This is a genomic window from Exiguobacterium sp. s149 (assembly GCF_018618395.1).
Taxonomy (GTDB): Bacteria; Bacillota; Bacilli; order Exiguobacteriales; family Exiguobacteriaceae; genus Exiguobacterium; species Exiguobacterium chiriqhucha.
In genome coordinates this window covers 16779-35804 of record NZ_JACSLZ010000007.1, presented here as the reverse complement: position 1 = coordinate 35804, position 19026 = coordinate 16779, and the positions used below count along the sequence as shown (strand labels likewise).

15 protein-coding genes and 1 other annotated feature are annotated in these 19026 nt (G+C 54.3%); of the genes, 12 read left to right on the top strand and 3 right to left on the bottom strand.

Going from position 1 to position 19026, the window contains the following annotated elements; translation table 11 throughout:
* Nucleotides 1-154: 154 nt before the first annotated feature.
* The 8 genes from clpX to hemB all read left to right on the top strand — a co-directional run bounded on the left by clpX (nucleotide 155) and on the right by hemB (nucleotide 9852).
* A complete protein-coding gene (gene clpX, locus KNP81_RS10785; protein WP_021066845.1) occupies nucleotides 155-1423 on the top strand; it encodes an ATP-dependent protease ATP-binding subunit ClpX in 1269 nt (422 codons plus the stop codon).
* A 70-nt stretch (nucleotides 1424-1493) separates the two neighbouring features.
* Nucleotides 1494-3794 carry an endopeptidase La gene (gene lon, locus KNP81_RS10780; RefSeq protein ID WP_021066846.1) on the top strand — a complete coding sequence of 767 codons (2301 nt, stop codon included), beginning with the start codon at nucleotides 1494-1496 and terminating at the stop codon, nucleotides 3792-3794.
* Nucleotides 3795-3797: 3 nt separating this feature from the next.
* A complete protein-coding gene (gene yihA, locus KNP81_RS10775; protein ID WP_214719949.1) occupies nucleotides 3798-4394 on the top strand; it encodes a ribosome biogenesis GTP-binding protein YihA/YsxC in 597 nt (198 codons plus the stop codon).
* Between the two features lie 115 nt (nucleotides 4395-4509).
* Nucleotides 4510-5688 carry an AI-2E family transporter gene (locus KNP81_RS10770; RefSeq protein WP_214719948.1) on the top strand — a complete coding sequence of 393 codons (1179 nt, stop codon included), beginning with the start codon at nucleotides 4510-4512 and terminating at the stop codon, nucleotides 5686-5688.
* Between the two features lie 183 nt (nucleotides 5689-5871).
* On the top strand, nucleotides 5872-7215 hold the full coding sequence (hemA, locus tag KNP81_RS10765) for a glutamyl-tRNA reductase (RefSeq protein ID WP_021066849.1): 1344 nt from the start codon (nucleotides 5872-5874) through the stop codon (nucleotides 7213-7215).
* A gap of 60 nt (nucleotides 7216-7275) precedes the next feature.
* Nucleotides 7276-8193 (top strand): hydroxymethylbilane synthase, encoded by a 918-nt coding sequence (hemC, locus tag KNP81_RS10760; RefSeq protein ID WP_214719947.1) that lies wholly within the window; start codon nucleotides 7276-7278, stop codon nucleotides 8191-8193.
* A complete protein-coding gene (locus KNP81_RS10755; RefSeq protein WP_214719946.1) occupies nucleotides 8186-8851 on the top strand; it encodes a uroporphyrinogen-III synthase in 666 nt (221 codons plus the stop codon). Before hemC ends, KNP81_RS10755 begins: the two co-directional genes overlap by 8 nt.
* Nucleotides 8848-9852 (top strand): porphobilinogen synthase, encoded by a 1005-nt coding sequence (gene hemB, locus KNP81_RS10750; RefSeq protein WP_214713953.1) that lies wholly within the window; start codon nucleotides 8848-8850, stop codon nucleotides 9850-9852. Before KNP81_RS10755 ends, hemB begins: the two co-directional genes overlap by 4 nt.
* Before the next feature lie 166 nt (nucleotides 9853-10018).
* On the opposite strand, the gene KNP81_RS10745 is transcribed toward hemB, so the two are convergent.
* Nucleotides 10019-11134: an RNA-guided endonuclease InsQ/TnpB family protein gene (locus KNP81_RS10745; RefSeq protein ID WP_214719945.1), complete on the bottom strand. Its 1116-nt coding sequence runs from the start codon at nucleotides 11132-11134 to the stop codon at nucleotides 10019-10021.
* A 228-nt stretch (nucleotides 11135-11362) separates the two neighbouring features.
* Between KNP81_RS10745 and hemL the strand changes: the two genes are divergently transcribed.
* The 4 genes from hemL (at nucleotide 11363) to KNP81_RS10725 (ending at nucleotide 16883) form a co-directional block, all read left to right on the top strand.
* Nucleotides 11363-12673, top strand: a complete 1311-nt coding sequence (hemL, locus tag KNP81_RS10740) for a glutamate-1-semialdehyde 2,1-aminomutase (RefSeq protein WP_214719944.1) — start codon at nucleotides 11363-11365, stop codon at nucleotides 12671-12673.
* A 41-nt stretch (nucleotides 12674-12714) separates the two neighbouring features.
* Nucleotides 12715-12934, top strand: a binding site (T-box leader).
* A 55-nt stretch (nucleotides 12935-12989) separates the two neighbouring features.
* On the top strand, nucleotides 12990-15641 hold the full coding sequence (locus tag KNP81_RS10735; protein WP_214719943.1) for a valine--tRNA ligase: 2652 nt from the start codon (nucleotides 12990-12992) through the stop codon (nucleotides 15639-15641).
* A 76-nt stretch (nucleotides 15642-15717) separates the two neighbouring features.
* A complete protein-coding gene (locus KNP81_RS10730; RefSeq protein ID WP_214719942.1) occupies nucleotides 15718-16395 on the top strand; it encodes a hypothetical protein in 678 nt (225 codons plus the stop codon).
* Between the two features lie 140 nt (nucleotides 16396-16535).
* Complete coding sequence (locus tag KNP81_RS10725; RefSeq protein ID WP_214719941.1) at nucleotides 16536-16883, top strand: short-chain dehydrogenase; 348 nt, start codon at nucleotides 16536-16538, stop codon at nucleotides 16881-16883.
* A gap of 200 nt (nucleotides 16884-17083) precedes the next feature.
* Here KNP81_RS10725 and KNP81_RS10720 read toward each other — a convergent pair whose 3' ends face one another.
* Entirely contained in the window at nucleotides 17084-17284 is a 201-nt protein-coding gene (locus tag KNP81_RS10720) for a hypothetical protein (RefSeq protein ID WP_214719940.1), read from the bottom strand.
* A 260-nt stretch (nucleotides 17285-17544) separates the two neighbouring features.
* Entirely contained in the window at nucleotides 17545-18981 is a 1437-nt protein-coding gene (locus KNP81_RS10715) for a protein adenylyltransferase SelO (RefSeq protein WP_214719939.1), read from the bottom strand.
* Between the last annotated feature and the right edge of the window lie 45 nt (nucleotides 18982-19026).

The following is a 19026-nucleotide window of genomic DNA, read 5'->3' as shown; positions in this document are numbered from 1 at the left end:
TGCATGTGTTTATCTTTGATGAAGTGATTTGTTCATGCTACAATTATTGCAACGCAGAGATGTAAATGTCTTTTCACGGTGCATGCGCACCTGGGAATACAAATAGGCGATTTATCGCACTTACATCCATTTTCATTTAGAAGGGGTGTACCGAATGTTCAAATTTAACGAGGAAAAGGGGCAACTCAAGTGCTCGTTTTGCGGAAAATCGCAAGAACAAGTCCGTAAATTAGTCGCCGGTCCTGGCGTATACATTTGTGATGAATGTATCGAACTTTGCAATGAAATCGTTGAGGAAGAGCTCGGTGTGGAGGAAGAAGTCGAATTTAAAGACATTCCAAAACCACAAGAGATTCGTAACATCCTAGACGATTATGTCATTGGTCAAGACCGCGCCAAACGTGCGCTTTCAGTAGCTGTCTATAACCACTATAAACGTATCAACGCCGGTGGCCGTTCTGATGATGTCGAACTTTCGAAGTCGAACATCGTCATGATTGGACCAACTGGTAGCGGTAAGACGCTTCTCGCTCAGACGATGGCTCGCGTCTTGAACGTCCCATTCGCAATCGCGGACGCGACGAGCTTGACGGAAGCCGGTTACGTCGGGGAAGACGTCGAGAACATCTTGCTCAAGTTGATTCAATCGGCTGACTATGATGTCGAGAAGGCTGAGAAAGGGATTATCTACATCGATGAAATCGATAAGATTGCCCGTAAGTCGGAAAACCCATCAATCACGCGTGACGTATCGGGTGAAGGCGTTCAGCAGGCACTTCTTAAAATCTTGGAAGGAACGGTCGCAAGCGTGCCGCCGCAAGGTGGACGTAAGCATCCGCATCAAGAGTTCATCCAAATCGATACGACGAACATCTTGTTCATCGTCGGCGGCGCGTTCGCTGGCATCGAAGCGGTCGTCAAACGCCGCATCGGGAAGAAAGTCATCGGATTTGGGAACGACCAAGAAAACCGCGAGTTGACGCAAGAAGACTTGCTCGCCCGCGCGCTTCCGGAAGACCTTCAGAAGTTCGGATTGATTCCGGAATTCATCGGTCGTTTACCGGTCATGGCGACGCTCACGACGCTTGACGAAGAAGCACTCGTCGAGATCTTGACGAAGCCGAAGAACGCCCTCGTTCGTCAGTACGAGAAAATGCTCGAACTCGACGATGTCGAACTCTCGTTCACAGACGAGGCGTTGGTTGAAATCGCCAAACTTGCGATCAAACGTAAGACAGGCGCACGCGGTCTCCGCTCGATTATCGAAGAAATGATGCTCGATGTGATGTTCACTGTTCCATCGCGCGACGATATCGAGAAAGTCATCATCACGGATGAAACGATTACGGGTCTTGCCGGTCCGAAATACGTCCTTCGCGATGGTACTGTCGAACAGACAGGCGACAATAAAGAGACAGCATAATTTTGAACGAAAAAGGCTCAAACACTCGGCACATCCGAGTTTTGGGCCTTTTTGCACAGGAGGCGTTGTAATGGAACAATTACCAATCCTTCCTTTGCGTGGAGTCGTGGTGTATCCGCTCATCGGAGTGACAATTGACGTGGGGCGTCCGCTCTCCCTACGAGCACTCCTTGCCGCAAAGGAACACGAGACAGATTTGATTGTTGTGACACAAAAAGAGACGGGGAAAGAATCACCCGAACCGGAAGACTTGTACGCGATTGGGACGCGAGTCCATATCGCCAAGATGAGCGAGCTGTCGAACGAGACGGTCCGGGTCCGCTTGGTCGGGAAAGAACGCGTCAAAATCAACTCGATCGAAGAAACGAAGGAAGGCTGGTTCGCAGACGTCGAGCCACTTGAACTCGTCGAAGGGGAAGAAGTCGAGCGGACGGCACTCGTGCGCTTATTGAAAGAACAGTTCGGCAAACTCGTCGGGTCCATCAAAGGATTGTCACCGGACGAGCGTCGTCGTTTCGAGATGTATGAACGGCTCGAGTCGTTGACCGACTATATCGCGTCGAAGCTCGACGTCGACGTCGATATCCGCCAAGCGATGCTCGAAGAACCGGACGCCGTCAAACGCGGCTTAGAGCTGCTCGAGATTATGACGCACGAGGTCGAGATCATCGAGCTCGAGCAAGAGTTGCGCGAACGGACGAAGAAGACGATTGAACAGGCACAGAAAGAGTATTATTTGCGCGAACAGATGAAGACGATTCAGCAAGAGCTCGGCGACCAGTCGCAAGAGTCTGAACCGAACCGTCTCCGAGAGAAACTCGAGGCGCTCGATTTGCCTGAGACGACACGGAAGAACGTTATGCGCGAAGCCGAGCGGTTGAACGTCGTCCCGGCGACGTCACCCGAGTATGCCGTCATCCGTAACTATCTCGACTGGATTGCCTCGCTGCCGTGGGGCATCGAGACGGAAGATAAACTCGACGTCAAACATGCGGCCGATGTGTTGGATGACGACCACTACGGGCTCGAGTCGGTGAAAGACCGAATCCTCGAGTACTTGGCCGTCCGTCAATTGACGAATTCGCTTCGTGGGCCGATTCTTTGTCTAGCCGGACCTCCAGGGGTCGGGAAGACGTCACTCGCCCGCTCGATCGCGTCGGCGCTCGAACGTCACTTCGTCCGTGTCTCGCTCGGTGGGGTACGTGACGAGGCTGAGATTCGGGGGCACCGTCGTACGTATATCGGGGCGATGCCAGGCCGCATCATCCGTGGCTTGAAGCAGGCCGAGAGCAAAAACCCGGTGTTCTTGCTCGACGAGATCGATAAGATGGCGTCCGATTTCCGGGGCGACCCAGCGTCGGCGATGCTCGAAGTGCTCGACCCGGAACAGAACGTCTCGTTCTCGGATCACTATATCGAGGAACCGTTCGACTTATCAAACGTGCTCTTCATCGCGACGGCGAACGACGTCTCGCAAATTCCGGCACCGCTCCTTGACCGGATGGAACTCATCCAAATCGGTGGCTACACGGAACTCGAGAAAGTCGAGATCGCTAAGCGTCACTTGGTACCGAAACAGTATAAAGAGCACGGCTTGAAGAAGAGCCAGCTCACGATTAAAGAGGACGCACTTTACGAAGTCGTTCGCCGTTACACGCGTGAGGCCGGTGTCCGGAACTTGGAACGGGTCATCGGTTCGCTTTGCCGGAAAGCGGCGAAGCAAATCGCCATCGGCGAGAAGAAACGCGTCACCGTCTCATTGAAGAGCCTCGGCGACTACCTCGGGAAACCGAAGTACCGCTACGGCAAAGGGGAGACGGAAGACTCGATCGGTGCTGTCACCGGACTCGCCTACACTGCGTTCGGGGGCGACACGCTCACGATTGAAGTCGCGCTCGCACCTGGTAAAGGCAAGCTCCAGTTGACGGGGAAACTCGGTGACGTCATGCAAGAGTCGGCGCAGACGGCGTATAGCTACGTCCGTTCAAACGCGGAACGGTTCGGGATTGACCCGACGTTCTACGAGCGCCAAGACGTGCATATCCACGTGCCGGAAGGTGCCGTCCCGAAAGACGGTCCGTCGGCGGGGATTACGATTGCGACGGCGCTCATCTCGGCGTTGACCGGGAAGAAAGTCCGCCGTGACATCGGTATGACCGGGGAAATTACGCTCCGCGGCCGCGTTCTGCCGATCGGTGGATTGAAAGAGAAAGCGCTCGCCGCACACCGAGCCGGCTTGACGACCATCGTCATTCCGAAAGACAATGAGCGTGACATCGATGACATTCAAGACACCGTCCGTGAGAAACTGACGTTCGTCCCGGTCACGACGCTTGATCAAGTATTAGAAGTAGCATTTGGAGGAAATTAAATAATGAAAATCACTAAAGCAGAATTTGTCACGAGTGCCGTCGCACCTGACCATTACCCGATTCACGAGTTGCCGGAAGTCGCACTCGCCGGACGTTCGAACGTCGGGAAGTCATCGTTCATCAACAAGATTTGTCAGCGCAAAGCACTCGCGCGGACGTCTTCGAAGCCAGGGAAGACGCAGACGCTGAACTTCTTCAACATCAACGATGAAATCATGTTCGTCGACGTCCCGGGCTACGGCTACGCGAAAGTTTCGAAGACGGAGCGGGAGAAGTGGGGCATCATGATGGAGCAATATTTGACGTCACAGAGCGCGCTTCGCGGCGTCGTCTTGTTGGTCGATATCCGTCATGAGCCGTCAAGCGACGATGTGACGATGTACAACTTCTTGAAGCATTACGAGATTCCGGTCATCGTCGTGGCCACGAAACTCGATAAAATCAAGAAGGCGCAGCGTCAAAAACATGAAGCGGCCGTCAAACGAAAGCTTCAGTTTGACCCGTCGGACCGATTCGTTGCGTTCTCGGCGGAGACGGCAGAAGGAAAAGACGAGGCATGGAAAGCGATTTACGATTTACTCACACGCGAAGAAGATTGACCGAAGACGAGGGCAACCCCTCGTCTTTTTTGTTTTCAGGGTTACGAGACCGGGTAAGTATCGTATAATTGTTCTAATTACATATGGACAAGAGAATAGTTAATGAGGTGGAAAGATGCAAATCATGTTTCAGAACAAATGGTACCGCTTTTTATTTTGGACGCTGACAATTTTCTTGGTCATCTGGGTCGGGACGGAAATTTCTTTCGTATTCCAACCAGTCCAAGTCATTTTGGCGCTCGTCACGGTACCGCTCATCATTGCCGGACTTTTTTATTATTTCTTAGTCGGGATTGTCGATTTCTTAGAGAAACGGATGGGTGGCAAGCGGCCGCTCGCTGTCGGCATCACGCTTGGAGGACTCGTCCTCGTGTTCACGCTCGTCTTCAGCATTCTCGGCCCGGTGCTCGCGGAGCAGATGACTTCACTCGTTAACGCGATGCCGAGCATTGCGAAGGAATTACAGGTACAGGCGTTCGCCGTCCGTGACTCGCTCATGCAAAATGAGTTTTTGTCACGCTTCATCGCCGAGAATGACGATATGTTCACCGACTTCACGAACAACGTGACGTCGTATCTCGGAGACGTCTTCGGGAATGTCGCGTCATCGGTCGGTCGTCTTGTCGGCTTCATCACGTCGGCCGTCATCACAATCGTCGTCATTCCGTTCATGCTTTTGTATATGTTACTTGACGGGAAACGTCTTCCGGACTCGATTGTGAAGTTGTTGCCGTCGAGCTATGAGCGTGAGACACGCAACATCTTACATGATATGCATACGACGGTTAAAAACTACGTCCATGCCCAGTTGATTGTGGCGTTCTTCGTCGGGATCACGTCGCTCATCGGATTATGGATTATCGGACTCGACTATGCCATCCTACTCGCGCTCTTCATGATGGTGACGAACATCATCCCGTACGTCGGCCCGTTCCTCGGTGCGGCACCGGCTGTCGTCGTCGCCTTCATCCAAGACCCGATTAAAGTACTATGGGTCATCGTCGTCATCATCATCGTCCAACAGATCGAATCGAACGTCATCTCGCCGCTCATCCAAGGCAAGTCGCTCAAGGTGCACCCGCTGACGATTATCATCGTCTTGCTCGTCGCCGGGAACTTGGCCGGGATTATCGGGATGCTCATCGCGGTCCCATTCTATGCGGTGGCGAAAGTCGTCGTTCAAAATATCGTCCGCATTTACAAGCTGAGAGAACGGAAACATTACCTCGAAGCGGAGGAAGAAGAAAAGACCCAAGAGAGTACAATCATCACCGATCCATCCTCTCTAAAATGAGGAATCAAGTAGAAATGGTCTCTATGTCCGTTTCTACTTTTTTTGTCACAAAAAGTTCTTAAATTATTTCACAAAAATCGAACAGAAGATTATAGTTACCAGATAAGAACTGTTATAATGTACGGTAGAGATTGAAAAAGAAAAGACAACCGTCGGTGGATTTTGGATGAGGGGAAGAGGTACATGCATATTGTCGTCGTTGGACTAAATAACAAGACAGCCCCTGTCGCGATTCGGGAGCAGTTCTCGTTTGGGGAGCAAGAAATCGTGGATGCGATGATTGCACTTCGCGAAGAGAAAAGCATATTTGAATCGGTTATTTTGTCGACTTGTAACCGAACAGAGCTATATGTCGTCACAGACCAGCTCCATACGGGTCGTTATTATACAAAACGGTTTTTAGCGAACTGGTTTGATTTAGAGATGGACCAATTCACCCCTTATTTATCGATTCGTGAAGGAGAAGAGGCGATTCGCCACTTGTTCCGCGTCACGTCTGGACTCGATTCGATGATCATTGGGGAAACACAGATTTTAGGACAAGTGAAATCGAGCTTCTTCCGCGCCCAAGAGAACGGGACGACGGGAACGGTATTCAACAAACTGTTCAAAGAAGCCGTGACGCTCGCCAAACGTGCCCATACTGACACGCAAATTGGGGAAATGTCGGTATCGGTCAGCGCGGCAGCAGTCACGCTCGCCCAAGAAATGTATTCGTCGCTCGATGACAAACAAGTCGTCGTCGTCGGCGCGGGTGAGACAGGCGAGTTGACGACGCTCAACTTGTTCGAAGCCGGTGCGAAACAGATTGCCGTCTTTAACCGGACCGAGAGCAAAGCGAAAGCGGTCGCCGACAAGTTCAAAGGCCGGGCCCACTCAATCCGTGAGATTGCTTGCGGCTTGCTTGACGCCGATATTTTAATCAGCTCGACCGGTGCGAAAGAAGCGGTCATCGCCTATGATGACGTCGCCGCAGCTCAATTGCTCCGCCGGGAACGTCCACTGTTATTAATCGACATTGCCGTGCCGCGAGATATCGATCCAGCGGTCCGGGCGCTTCCGGGCGTCCACTTGTTCGATGTGGATGACTTGAACGGCATCGTCAATAAAAACTTGGCGGCCCGTCTCATCGAAGCCGAAAAGATTGAAATCAAAATCGATGAGGCGATTCAAGAGTTCCAAACGTGGCTCATCACGCTCGGTGTCGTGCCGATCATGAATGAATTGCGCGCCCGTGCGCTCAACATTCAAGAAGAGACGATGGAAAGCCTCGAGCGTAAGCTCGATCATCTGTCGGACCGCGATAAAAAAGTCATCGGTAAGCATATGAAGTCAATCATCAACCAGATGCTTCGTGAACCGATTGATTACATCAAAGACGCCGCCGCGCAACCGGATGCGAACACACGCATCAATCAGTTCGTGGAGACGTTCGGTCTGGATGTCGACGTCCCTGACGCCGAACCGGAAACGGAAGAAGCCGAAGCGATGTCAGCGAAAGCACCACTTCGCGCCTTGATGCGCTAATACAAAACAAAAAAAGGCGGCGGATCTCGTCGCCTTTTTCTATGAAGGGGATAACCGATCATGCGTAAAATTATCGTCGGCTCACGCCGCTCACAACTTGCGATGACACAGACGAAATGGGTCATCGACCAATTGAAGAAAGCCGGAGCTCAAAACGAGTTCGAAATCAAAGAGATCGTGACGAAAGGGGATCAAATCGTCGACGTGCAACTATCGAAAGTCGGCGGCAAAGGATTGTTCGTCAAAGAGATTCAGCAACAGATGCTCGCTGGTGACATCGATTTCGCCGTCCACAGCATGAAAGACGTGCCGGCCGAGTTGCCGGAAGAACTCTATATCAGCTGCATGCCGAAACGCGTCGACGCCCGTGACGTGCTCATCTGCGAGAACGGCTATACGCTCGAGACGCTCCCAGAAGGTGCCGTCATCGGGACGAGCTCACTGCGCCGTGGTGCTCAAATGCTCGCCGCCCGCCCGGATTTCGACATTCAATGGATTCGCGGCAACATCGACACGCGCCTCAAAAAACTCGAGACAGAAAACTTCAACGCCATCTTGCTCGCCAAAGCCGGGCTCGAGCGCATGGGTTGGACGGACCGCGTCGACTTCGAAGCGCTTGACGCCGATATGATGGTCCCAGCCGTCGGACAAGGTGTGCTTGCCATCGAAAGCCGGAAGGACGACACTGAAGTGACGGCAATTCTACAATTGCTCCATGACGACGTGACGGCGAAAGCCGCAACGGCCGAGCGGACGTTCCTCAAGGCAATCGAAGGCAGCTGCCACGTACCGGTCGGCGGTTATGCGACGGTCGATGGCGACGACGTGACGCTCACAGGCCTCATCGCCTCGGTCGACGGCAAAGAAGTGCTCCGCGTGACGAAGACGTCGTCAGACGCGGTCGCACTCGGGAAAGACGTAGCAGACGATTTGCTCGGACGCGGCGGGCGCGAAATTCTCGCCTCGGTCAATGCGTGACGTCTGGTACACAGGGACAAAACGACTGACCGCTTCGCAGCGAGCCCGGCTCACCGCGAGCGGTCTTTCCGTTCATCACGTCCCGCTCATCGAGACGAGATTGACGCACAATCAGATGCCGATCAGTCAATTCGATTGGCTCGTCGTGACGAGCCAGACAGCGGTGCCGGCACTCAGTGACGTCCCGCGTGACGTCAAAGTCGCGGCCGTCGGCGAGAAAACGAAACAAGCACTCGAGACCGTAGGATTCACGGTCGCGCTCATGCCGGAGACGTTTACAGGCGAGGCGTTGTTCCGTGACCTTGCGACTGTCGTAAAAGCAGACGAGGTCGTCTTGTTCGCCCGGGGCGACTTGGCGAACACGGCGCATATGGCAAAGCTCGAAAACGTCCACGACTGGGTCGTCTATGAGACAATCGGCCGTGAACTGACAGAGACGGAAGTCGAGGCGCTCGAAGGAATCGAGGCGCTCCTCGTCCTCAGCCCGTCCGCCGTCCGTGCCCTCACGCCATACCTCGACCATTTCCACGGGACGTGGTACGCCATCGGTGAAGTGACCGAGCGCGCCGTCCGGGAAGTGTCGACGTTACCGGTCCGAGTGCCTGAGTGTTATACTATGGATGCATTAATACAGTGTATAGGGGAGGATTTTTCATGAACCAGTTTGACCGTCATCGTCGTCTTCGTTCATCGAAGTCAATGCGTGCACTCGTACGTGAAAACCATGTTCGGAAAGAAGATTTGATTTACCCGCTCTTCATCATCGAAGGGACAGACATTAAACGCGAAGTCAGCTCGATGCCGGGCGTCTTCAACTTCTCGCTCGACCGTCTCGAAGACGAGATCAACGAGATCGTCGACCTCGGTATTCAATCGGTGCTCTTGTTCGGCGTACCTGAACATAAAGACCCGGAAGGCACGGAAGCGTACCATGACCACGGCATCGTCCAAGAAGCGATCCGTAAAGTGAAAGAGTGGGCGCCACAGCTCACGGTCATCGCCGACACGTGCCTGTGCGAATATACATCGACAGGCCACTGCGGCATCGTGAAGAACGGTGACGTCGATAACGACGCGTCGCTACCGCTTCACGTCCAGACGGCCATCACGCAAGCGCAAGCAGGCGCTGACATCATCGCACCGAGCTCCATGATGGACGGCTTCGTCGCCGCCATCCGCGAAGGGCTCGACCAAAACGGATTCAACCATATCCCGATCATGAGTTACGGCGTCAAGTACGCATCGGCGTATTACGGACCGTTCCGTGACGCAGCGCAATCGGCACCTGGTGAAGGCGACCGCAAAGGCTATCAGATGGACCCGGCCAACCGCCGTGAAGCGTTCCGGGAATCACAATCGGACGTCGAGCAAGGCGCCGACTTCATGATTGTCAAACCGGCGCTCGCGTTCATGGACATCATCCGTGACATGCGCGACTCGCTCGATATGCCGATCGTGGCGTATAACGTGAGCGGAGAGTACGCCATGGTCAAAGCGGCTGCTTTGAACGACTGGGTCGATGAAGAGCGCATCGTCATGGAGACGATGGTCGGCTTCAAACGGGCCGGTGCGGATCTCATCGTCACGTATTTCGCAAAAGACGTCTGTCGCTATTTGGAAGGAGACTACGCGTCAACAACCCACCACTTAACGAACTGACGGTCCGTTTGAAGCGGGGGCTTGCGTCCGTCGAGGACTCGACGGCGCCTCTACCCTCGTAGAGTGCGGTTACGCTCGTTCCTGCCCGGTAGTGCGGACGGCGCTCGGCCTCCTACCTTCGCGTGGCGGAACATCGGGACGGCCGACCTCGCCCCTGCCACGGGAGTCATGCTCCCGTGGCACCTGCACCGATGTGTTCGATGCCTTTCTGATGCAGGTTCATCGCGCCGACCCGGTCGTCGTTCGACCGGTACCGGCAGTTCTTGCATTGGAAGAGGTGCAGCTTCTTGTCCCGGTTCGCCTTCTCGGTGTGCCCGCATGTCGGGCAGGTCTGGGAGGTGTGTCTCGGGTCGACGACGATCACCCTTTGCCCGTTCAAAGCGGCCTTGTACGCGAGCATCTGACGGAACTGGTAGAACGCCCACGACACGGAGACGTAGCGGTTTCTTGCGCGCACCTTCTCTGTGGCGGCACGGATGCCGGTCAAATCTTCTAGCACGAACAGCGTGCCCCTCGGGTGTCGGTCGACGAGTGCCTTCGTGACCTGATGGTTCACATCGGTCACATAACGGTTTTCTCTCGAGCCGAGCTGTCTCAGCCGCTTGCGGGCCGATGGGGTCTGCCGTCGTTGCAGCTGTTTGCGGGTGGCTTTGAACGTGCCTCGCTTGTGCTTCACCGTTCTTCCATCGTAGAAGGCGGTCTCGCCCTGGCTGTCGTACGTGACCGCCAGGAAGTTGATGCCGAGGTCCACGCCGACGACGTTGGTGACACGGGCGTCGTCGAATTCGGGGAGCGCCTTCGTCACGGGGATGTGCAGGAACCATTTCTCGTGTTTGTGCACGAGTTTGGCCGTTCCGAACCGCCACGTCCCGTTGAAGTACCGTCTCATGCCCTTGCGCGCATAGTCCACCTTGATCCGGCCGTCCAGCGTGTTCACGCTGAACCGGTCCCGGGTGAGCGAGTAGTCGCGGTTCCAGACGAGGTCGTACTCGAGACGCTTGAACTCGACCAGGGACCACGCGTGCCCGTTCGACTTCGCCGACTTGTACCTAGCGATCACCGTCTTCATGACCGACTGGGCCATCTGGCTCTTCAGGCCGAAACGTTGCCGGAGCTCGGCATAGTGCGAGTCGTTGAGACTCGCCTGGTTCAGGTCCCTCGTCTCGAAGACGTGTCCCGACAGCCAGTCACAGGCCGACCGGTACGCGTCCATCGTCGCCCTCAGAGTAGCGGCTTGAGAGTCTTGGATGTAGATTTGTATTTTTGCAGTGATTGTAGACATGGTGCTCACCACCTTTCGCTATATAAACGATACCCGTTTTTTTAGCGGAGAATGAATTGACTTAACCAATAGAAGGGAGGAGGCAAGGTAGGAGTTCAGGAACGGTTATCATGCACATGTTTAGCATTATTGTGTCCCATACCGAAAATGATGGAAATTCCTCCCCCCACTAATCGTCGGGCTGTGCCCGGGACACGATTGGAGTAGGGGTATCCTTGCCGATTAAAGATGACCTACAAACAAACACGCTCAGAAGCGGCGTTCGAACAAGCACGTCCGCTCATGCCGGGCGGGGTGAACAGCCCGGTCCGTGCCTATAAATCAGTCGGCATGACGCCAATCTTCGCTGAACGCGGTGAAGGTTCACACGTCTACGATATCGATGGCAACGAATATATCGATTACGTCCTCTCATGGGGACCACTCATCCTCGGCCACCGCGACCCTGTCGTCACGAAGGCGATTCAAGAGCAAGCTGAGAAAGGCTGGACGTTCGGGACACCGACCGAGCTCGAAACGAAAATGGCCGAGCTCGTCATCGAGCGCGTCCCATCGATCGAGATGGTGCGCATGGTCAACTCGGGTACGGAAGCGACGATGGCGGCACTCCGCCTCGCACGCGGTTACACGGGCAAGACGAAAATCTTGAAGTTCGAAGGCTGCTACCACGGTCACGGCGACTCGCTTCTCATCAAAGCCGGATCAGGCGTCGCGACGCTCGGTCTCCCGGACTCGCCGGGCGTGCCGAAAGACTTGGCGAGCCAGACACTCACGGTGCCATATAACGATTTGGATGCTCTCCGCATCGCCTTCGAGAAGTTTGGCGACGATATCGCTGGTGTCATCGTCGAACCGGCGGCTGGTAACATGGGCTTCGTGCCACCGCAACCTGGCTTCCTCGAAGGACTCCGCGAAATCACGGAACAGTACGGCTCGCTCCTCATCTTTGACGAGGTCATGACAGGATTCCGGGTCGGCTATAACTGTGCCCAAGGCTACTTCGGCGTGACGCCGGACTTGACGTGCCTCGGGAAAGTCATCGGCGGCGGCCTTCCGGTCGGTGCCTACGGTGGGAAACGCGAGATTATGGAACAAATCGCGCCGCAAGGACCGATTTATCAGGCTGGGACGCTCTCGGGTAACCCGCTCGCGATGATTGCCGGTTATACGACGTTGTCGCAACTCAAGCCTGAGCATTATGCCGAGTTCGAACGCAAAGCGGACCGTCTCGCCGAAGGCTATACGAAAGCGGCCGAGAAGTATAACATCCCGCACGACACGAACCGGGCCGGATCGATGTTCGGATTCTTCTTCACGAACGAGAAAGTGACGAACTTCGAGAAGGCGAAGACGGCGAACCTCGACTTGTTCCGCGCTTACTATCAGAAGATGGCGGCGCGCGGCGTGTTCTTGCCACCGTCACAGTTCGAAGGCTTGTTCCTCTCGACCGTGCATACGGACGAAGATATCGACTTGACGCTCGCAGCGGTCGAGGCGACATTCAAAGAGCTGCAACAAGAGTTTTCATTGTATTCTTGACGGAACCATCTTCTGTCGCTACAATTGTTTAACAGATACGATTAAAAGCTACGATGAGGAATAGTACGCATTCAACATCCTTTTTCAGAGACGCGGCCGCTTGGTGCGAGGCCGCGAAGGATGGTGCGGAAGTCGCCTCGGAGCTGACCTTTTGAACGAAGTAGGAAGGTCCGGTCCATCGACCGTTATTCGATTTTGAGGGCGCCACAAGTGGCGAACTAAGGTGGTACCGCGGAAGATACGGCTTCTTTCGTCCTTAGCGTTAAGGACGAGAGTAGCCGTTTTTTTGTCCACATTATTAGAGGAGGTTGGGCATATGGCCAACGAGACAAACGAAATCACCATGCCGACGAAGTACGATCCAAGTGCGACGGAAGCGAAATGGTATGACTACTGGTTAGAGAACGACGTATTCAAAGCAGACGAGGACGATTCAAAACAGCCGTACACGATCGTCATCCCGCCACCGAACGTAACGGGGAAACTTCACCTCGGACACGCATGGGACACGACGCTCCAAGATTTGCTGACGCGCCTCAAGCGCATGCAAGGCTATGACGTCCTCTGGCTCCCAGGGATGGACCACGCCGGGATCGCGACGCAAGCGAAAGTCGAACAGAAGCTCCGTGAGGACGGCATCATGCGCTATGACCTCGGACGCGAGAAGTTCCTCGAGAAGACGTGGGAATGGAAAGACGAGTACGCCGATACGATCCGTGCCCAATGGTCAAAACTTGGCCTCGGTCTCGACTACTCACGTGAGCGCTTCACGCTCGACGAAGGACTCTCGAAAGCGGTCCAGGAAGTGTTCGTCCGCCTCTATGAGAAAGGCTTGATTTACCGCGGCGAATATATCGTCAACTGGGACCCGGCGCAAAAGACGGCCGTTTCGGATATCGAGGTCATCTATCAAGAAGTCGAAGGCGCATTCTACCACATGAAGTATCCGCTTGCGGACGGCTCAGGCCACATCGAGATCGCGACGACGCGTCCGGAGACGATGCTCGGCGATACGGCCGTTGCCGTCAACCCGAAAGATGAGCGTTACGCGCACCTCGTCGGCATGACGATCATGCTTCCGGTTATGAACCGCGAGATTCCGATCGTCGCTGACGACTACGTCGACATGGAGTTCGGTACAGGTTGCGTCAAGATCACACCGGCGCACGACCCGAACGACTTTGAGATCGGGAACCGCCACGAACTCCCGCGCATCCTCGTCATGGACGAAGGCGGCAAGATGAACGAGAACGCCGGCAAGTACGAAGGGCTCGACCGCTTTGAATGCCGCAAACAACTCGTCAAAGATTTGGAAGCAGACGGCACGCTCGTCAAAATCGAGCCGCACACGCATTCGGTCGGCCACTCGGAACGTTCAGGCGCGGTCATCGAGCCGTATCTTTCGAAACAGTGGTTCGTCGACATGGAGCCGCTCGCGAAAGCTGCGCTCGAAGCACAAGGACATGATGATACGAAAGTCAACTTCATCCCAGAGCGGTTCGAAGGCACATACCTTCGCTGGATGGAGAACATCCGTGATTGGTGTATCAGCCGTCAACTCTGGTGGGGCCACCGCATCCCGGCGTGGTACCATAACGAGACAGGTGAGATTTATGTAGGCAAAGAAGCACCGGCGGACAGTGAGAACTGGCACCAAGACGAAGACGTGCTCGACACATGGTTCTCGTCAGCGCTCTGGCCGTTCTCGACGATGGGCTGGCCGGATACGGACTCAGCAGACTTCAAACGTTACTTCCCGACGAGCGCGCTCGTCACGGGTTACGACATCATCTTCTTCTGGGTATCGCGCATGATTTTCCAATCGCTCGAGTTCACTGGGAAGCAGCCGTTCAACGACGTGCTCATCCACGGTCTCATCCGCGACTCGGAAGGCCGCAAGATGTCGAAGTCGCTCGGTAACGGCGTCGACCCGATGGAAGTCATCGACCAATACGGTGCGGACTCACTCCGCTGGTTCCTCCTCACGGGATCGACACCAGGGAACGACCTTCGTTTCTACTGGGAGAAAATCGAATCGACATGGAACTTCGCGAACAAAATTTGGAACGCGAGCCGTTTCGCCCTTATGAACATGGACGGCATGAAGTATGAGGACATCGATTTGTCAGGTGAGAAGACGCTCGCTGACAAGTGGATTCTCACTCGCTTGAACGACACAATCGACCAAGTGACACGTCTCGTCGACAAGTATGAGTTTGGCGAAGCCGGCCGTTACTTGTACAACTTCATTTGGGAAGAGTTCTGTAACTGGTACATCGAGATGGCGAAACTCACGCTCTATGGTGAGGACGAGGCGGCGAAAGCGACGACACGTTCAGTGCTCGCGTACACGCTCGACTCGATCATGCGTCTCATGCACCCGTTCATGCCGTTCCTCACAGAGGAAATCTGGCAGCACTTGCCGCACGAAGGTGACTCAATCGTCCGTGCGAGCTACCCGACACGTCGCGACGAGCTCCACTTCGCGGACTCGGTACCAGCGTTTGAAGCGGTCATGAACGTCATCCGTTCGGTCCGTAACATCCGTTCGGAAGTGAACGCCCCGATGTCGAAACCGATTCAGCTCTTCATCTCGACGTCGGATGAGGCGACTCAAGATTACTTGAGCGCGAACGAAGCAACAATTGGCAAGTTCACGAACGCGACTGAGCTCGAAATCGGACGTGGCTTGACGGCTCCTGATAAGTCGATGTCGGCCATCATGACGGGTGCGGAACTGTTCATCCCGCTCGCCGACCTCATCAACTTTGAAGAAGAAATCGCCCGTCTTGAGAAAGAAGTGGCGAAGTACGAGAAGGAAGTCGAGCGCGTTCAGAAGAAACTCGGCAACCCAGGCTTCACTGGCAAGGCCCCGGCTCACGTCATCGACGAAGAGAAGGCGAAAGAAAAAGACTACCTCGATAAACGTGACGCGGTTCGCGCCCGTTTGGAAGAGTTGCGTAAGTAAGACATCAACCTTCTTTGGAGACCTGTTCTCCGAAGAAGGTTTTTTTGTCGTTTGGTGGAATTTAGGAGAGGAGACGATGCAAAGGTGGAGTGACATGAGACGAATCGGCATGATTTTAGGTTTGGCTGTGATGGGATTGGGTGGGTGTGTGGCGGAACGAGCTGAACCGATCGAACCGACGGAATTAGGAGTGACAATTAATGAAAGTGCAGAAGAGACGTCTTCCAAGGATATTCCTGTAATGACGGACAAAGAAGTGTTCGGCTCGATGATTGAGGACGTGCCGAAAGGGACCGTTCGACTAGTCGATGCGGTCACGTCCCAATACACGCTTCAATATACAGATGGCACGTCCGAGCGACCATCGAAAGACGGTGTGATTTATGAAACCGTCATTGATGACCTCGGACTCATCGCCATTAAGTTACCAAACCGCGACGATTCGTTCGGCGTATTCAACTATTCACGGGACGAGGAGTGGGGGTTGCACGGGATTCAAAACTTTACGACTCCCGAGGCGGCCGAAAAAGTCCGCCACGGGCTGGACTTGCCTGAAGAAGAGCTGTTTGTCGACAACTTCGAGATGAGTCAGCTCGAGCGGCCGGTGGAGATGTGGACTTTGTATGATGAGACGCAATGCATCACGATTTTAGTGACCGATGCGTTTAGTGTGGCCGATGGAGAATTGATTGAACAGCGCGAAGTTTCGAACGAGCGGTATCGCTTGAATCAGCCGGAAGGGAACGGTTTGTAGTATGTGGACCAAGGCAAGCTCATTGTCGTGACCGGGAATGTGTCGGAAGACGTGTTGCTCGACCTTTCGGACTCGCTACCGGAGGCGTGGTCGGCTGATTTTCCGATGAAGTAAGCAATCATTCAGGAGGAGGGAATATTATGTCGTACACTCACGAATTCGGTGTATTGGATTCAACAAATCGTCAATCATCATATGATACGTATACACCTGAACGTTTTGACTGTGTCTCGGTGGATGGAGAGTGGGTGGATGGGTTTATCGAGGAGCTGAACGAGATGCGCACGTATTTCCACTCCTATGACCGTCCTGGATTCGGATTAGACGAATGCGGGATCACGCTCATTCCACATGAGTCACTGGCACTGTTCTATCAAGTTGTCAAACAGGTAATGTACACGCATGAATCAGACGAACTGCATCGACTCATCTCGAAAATCGCTCAAGCCCAAGTCGAACAGAAGGACATGATTCATTTCGGACTATAAGTCTATATGAAAGAACAACCCCGAGCATCGTTATCGATGTTCGGGGTTGTGTTTGCGTCCGATATAAATGATGCCAAATACAGTGGTGGCAATCAAAACATGCAAGAAGAGCGGTTGAGGATGGCCAATGGGGAATAGATGAGTGGCATAGACGACATAAAGGATGCTTCCGAATCCTAGTAAGATGGAATAAAGAACCTTTATACGTCCTCTGCCTCTGGTTCTATCCAAAACGGGAGGCGACCGGTTGTCACGAAATAAGATGACGTGAGCAAGGCGCCGATTGCGAGTCCGTTTACTTGCGGCTGAATCGGCTGACCCGTCAACGATAAATAAAAACTGTAGACGAGATAGGACGTGGACACGACGATAATCGTCATGAGCAAGACAGTCATCTTCATTTCGATTCGTCCCAATCAAAATTATTCAAATATCTCATGAAAGTCGAAAACGAAACAGCTAAGAAAAAGGCGGGCATGAGCCATGCCCAGCCGTCTATGAAAGGTCCTTGCAATAGTTCGATTGACATCAAACAGGCAAAACCTAACGTGATGAGCGAAGTGAGTAGAAGCATGTTGGACCTCCTAAAAGTGATGTTATCCACTTTACGTTCGAACATAAAAAAGGTTCCAAAAAAACCATCCTGCCGAAGCAGAATGGTTCATGTGCCACAAAACGTCTGATAAGGATAGCTGCGAGGCGGTCCGGGAGAGACATATCGTCCATAGTCTGCTTCGTAGTCGTACGGCTTTCGCAATACGTCGAGCAGTGCATGGGTCGGACCGAAGTCACCGCGTTCGGCTGCCATGAGGGCGGCCTCGACATGATGATTACGCGGGATGACGGCCGGGTTATGCTGACGCATGAGCCGAATGACGTCTTCATCCGGGAGACCTTGCTCCCCGAGGCGTTTTTGCCAAGCGGACAGCCACGCCTTGCCGTCGTCCTGTTTAGCAAAAAAGAGCGCGTCCGTGTCGTCGAGTGTGAGCGCTCGGAACGTGTTCGTGAAGTCAGCCTCAGACTCCATCATGAGTCGGAGCAGTTCGTCCGTCAGTGCATCGTCCCCGTCTTTTCGGACATAGAGCCCGATTTTATGGGCGAGCCCAGTAAAGTACGCCTCTTTATACGTTTCCGTGTAGTCGTTCAACAGCTTGTTGGCGATATCGACGGCGGCTTCTTGCTTGTCAGCGAGGAGCGGCAACAGCGTCTCGGCGAGGCGGGCCAAGTTCCACGACCCGATATATGGTTGGTTCGCATAGGCGTAGCGTCCCTCGCGGTCGATGGAGCTGAAGACCGTGTTCGGGTGATACGTATCCATGAATGCACACGGGCCATAGTCGATCCCTTCACCGCTGATGAACGTGTTGTCCGTGTTCATGACACCGTGGATGAATCCGACGAGTTGCCAATCCGCGATGAGCTTCGCTTGGCGGGTGATGACGCGGCCGAGGAACTGTTCATAGCGATTCGGCTGTCCTTCAAGGTCAGGGTCATGACGACGAATCGCATAGTCGGCGAGAGCGATGACATCATCAATCGATCCGGCCGCAGCGGCATATTGGAACGTGCCGACGCGTAAGTGGCTCGACGCGACGCGCGTCAAGATGGCACCGTGCTTCGGCCCTTGGCGCATGATCGGCTCCCCGGTCGCGACGACGGCGAGTGCCCGGTTCGTCGGGATACCGAGGGCGTGCATCGCCTCACTGATGAGGAATTCGCGCACCATCGGCCCGATGGCGGCTCGTCCATCGCCGCCGCGTGAATACTCGGTCGGACCTGAGCCTTTCAATTGAACATCGAAACGCTTGCCGTTCGGGGTGACATGTTCCCCGAGCACGAGTGCTCGTCCGTCACCGAGCATTGTGAAATGGCCGAACTGGTGGCCGGCATACGCTTGCGAGAACGACGTGTCGGTCTGGCGATTCCCAGCGAAGAGCGAGATGTCTTGGCGTACCTCGGCGTCGAGGCCGAGTGTCTCGGCGAGTGGTTCGTTCCAAAGCACGATCTCGGGCTTGTCGACCGGATGGACCGGTCCCCGGTCGTAAAAGATGTCACGGAGATCGAGGTAGGTCGCCTCGAAGTTCCAGTTGGTTGTCATGGTGATTCCTCCTTCTTCGCCTCGAGTATAGCACAGCCGATTCCG

Excerpts from the sequence above, each read along its gene's own strand:
- hemB (WP_214713953.1), top strand. The coding sequence starts at position 8,848 with ATGAACCAGTTTGACCGTCATCGTCGTCTTCGTTCATCGAAGTCAATG.
- KNP81_RS10755 (WP_214719946.1), top strand. The coding sequence starts at position 8,186 with ATGCGTGACGTCTGGTACACAGGGACAAAACGACTGACCGCTTCGCAG.
- yihA (WP_214719949.1), top strand. The coding sequence starts at position 3,798 with ATGAAAATCACTAAAGCAGAATTTGTCACGAGTGCCGTCGCACCTGAC.
- KNP81_RS10745 (WP_214719945.1), bottom strand. The coding sequence starts at position 11,134 with ATGTCTACAATCACTGCAAAAATACAAATCTACATCCAAGACTCTCAA.
- hemC (WP_214719947.1), top strand. The coding sequence starts at position 7,276 with ATGCGTAAAATTATCGTCGGCTCACGCCGCTCACAACTTGCGATGACA.
- KNP81_RS10770 (WP_214719948.1), top strand. The coding sequence starts at position 4,510 with ATGCAAATCATGTTTCAGAACAAATGGTACCGCTTTTTATTTTGGACG.
- KNP81_RS10715 (WP_214719939.1), bottom strand. The coding sequence starts at position 18,981 with ATGACAACCAACTGGAACTTCGAGGCGACCTACCTCGATCTCCGTGAC.
- hemL (WP_214719944.1), top strand. The coding sequence starts at position 11,363 with ATGACCTACAAACAAACACGCTCAGAAGCGGCGTTCGAACAAGCACGT.
- KNP81_RS10725 (WP_214719941.1), top strand. The coding sequence starts at position 16,536 with ATGTCGTACACTCACGAATTCGGTGTATTGGATTCAACAAATCGTCAA.
- hemA (WP_021066849.1), top strand. The coding sequence starts at position 5,872 with ATGCATATTGTCGTCGTTGGACTAAATAACAAGACAGCCCCTGTCGCG.
- lon (WP_021066846.1), top strand. The coding sequence starts at position 1,494 with ATGGAACAATTACCAATCCTTCCTTTGCGTGGAGTCGTGGTGTATCCG.
- KNP81_RS10730 (WP_214719942.1), top strand. The coding sequence starts at position 15,718 with ATGCAAAGGTGGAGTGACATGAGACGAATCGGCATGATTTTAGGTTTG.
- KNP81_RS10720 (WP_214719940.1), bottom strand. The coding sequence starts at position 17,284 with ATGAAGATGACTGTCTTGCTCATGACGATTATCGTCGTGTCCACGTCC.
- KNP81_RS10735 (WP_214719943.1), top strand. The coding sequence starts at position 12,990 with ATGGCCAACGAGACAAACGAAATCACCATGCCGACGAAGTACGATCCA.
- clpX (WP_021066845.1), top strand. The coding sequence starts at position 155 with ATGTTCAAATTTAACGAGGAAAAGGGGCAACTCAAGTGCTCGTTTTGC.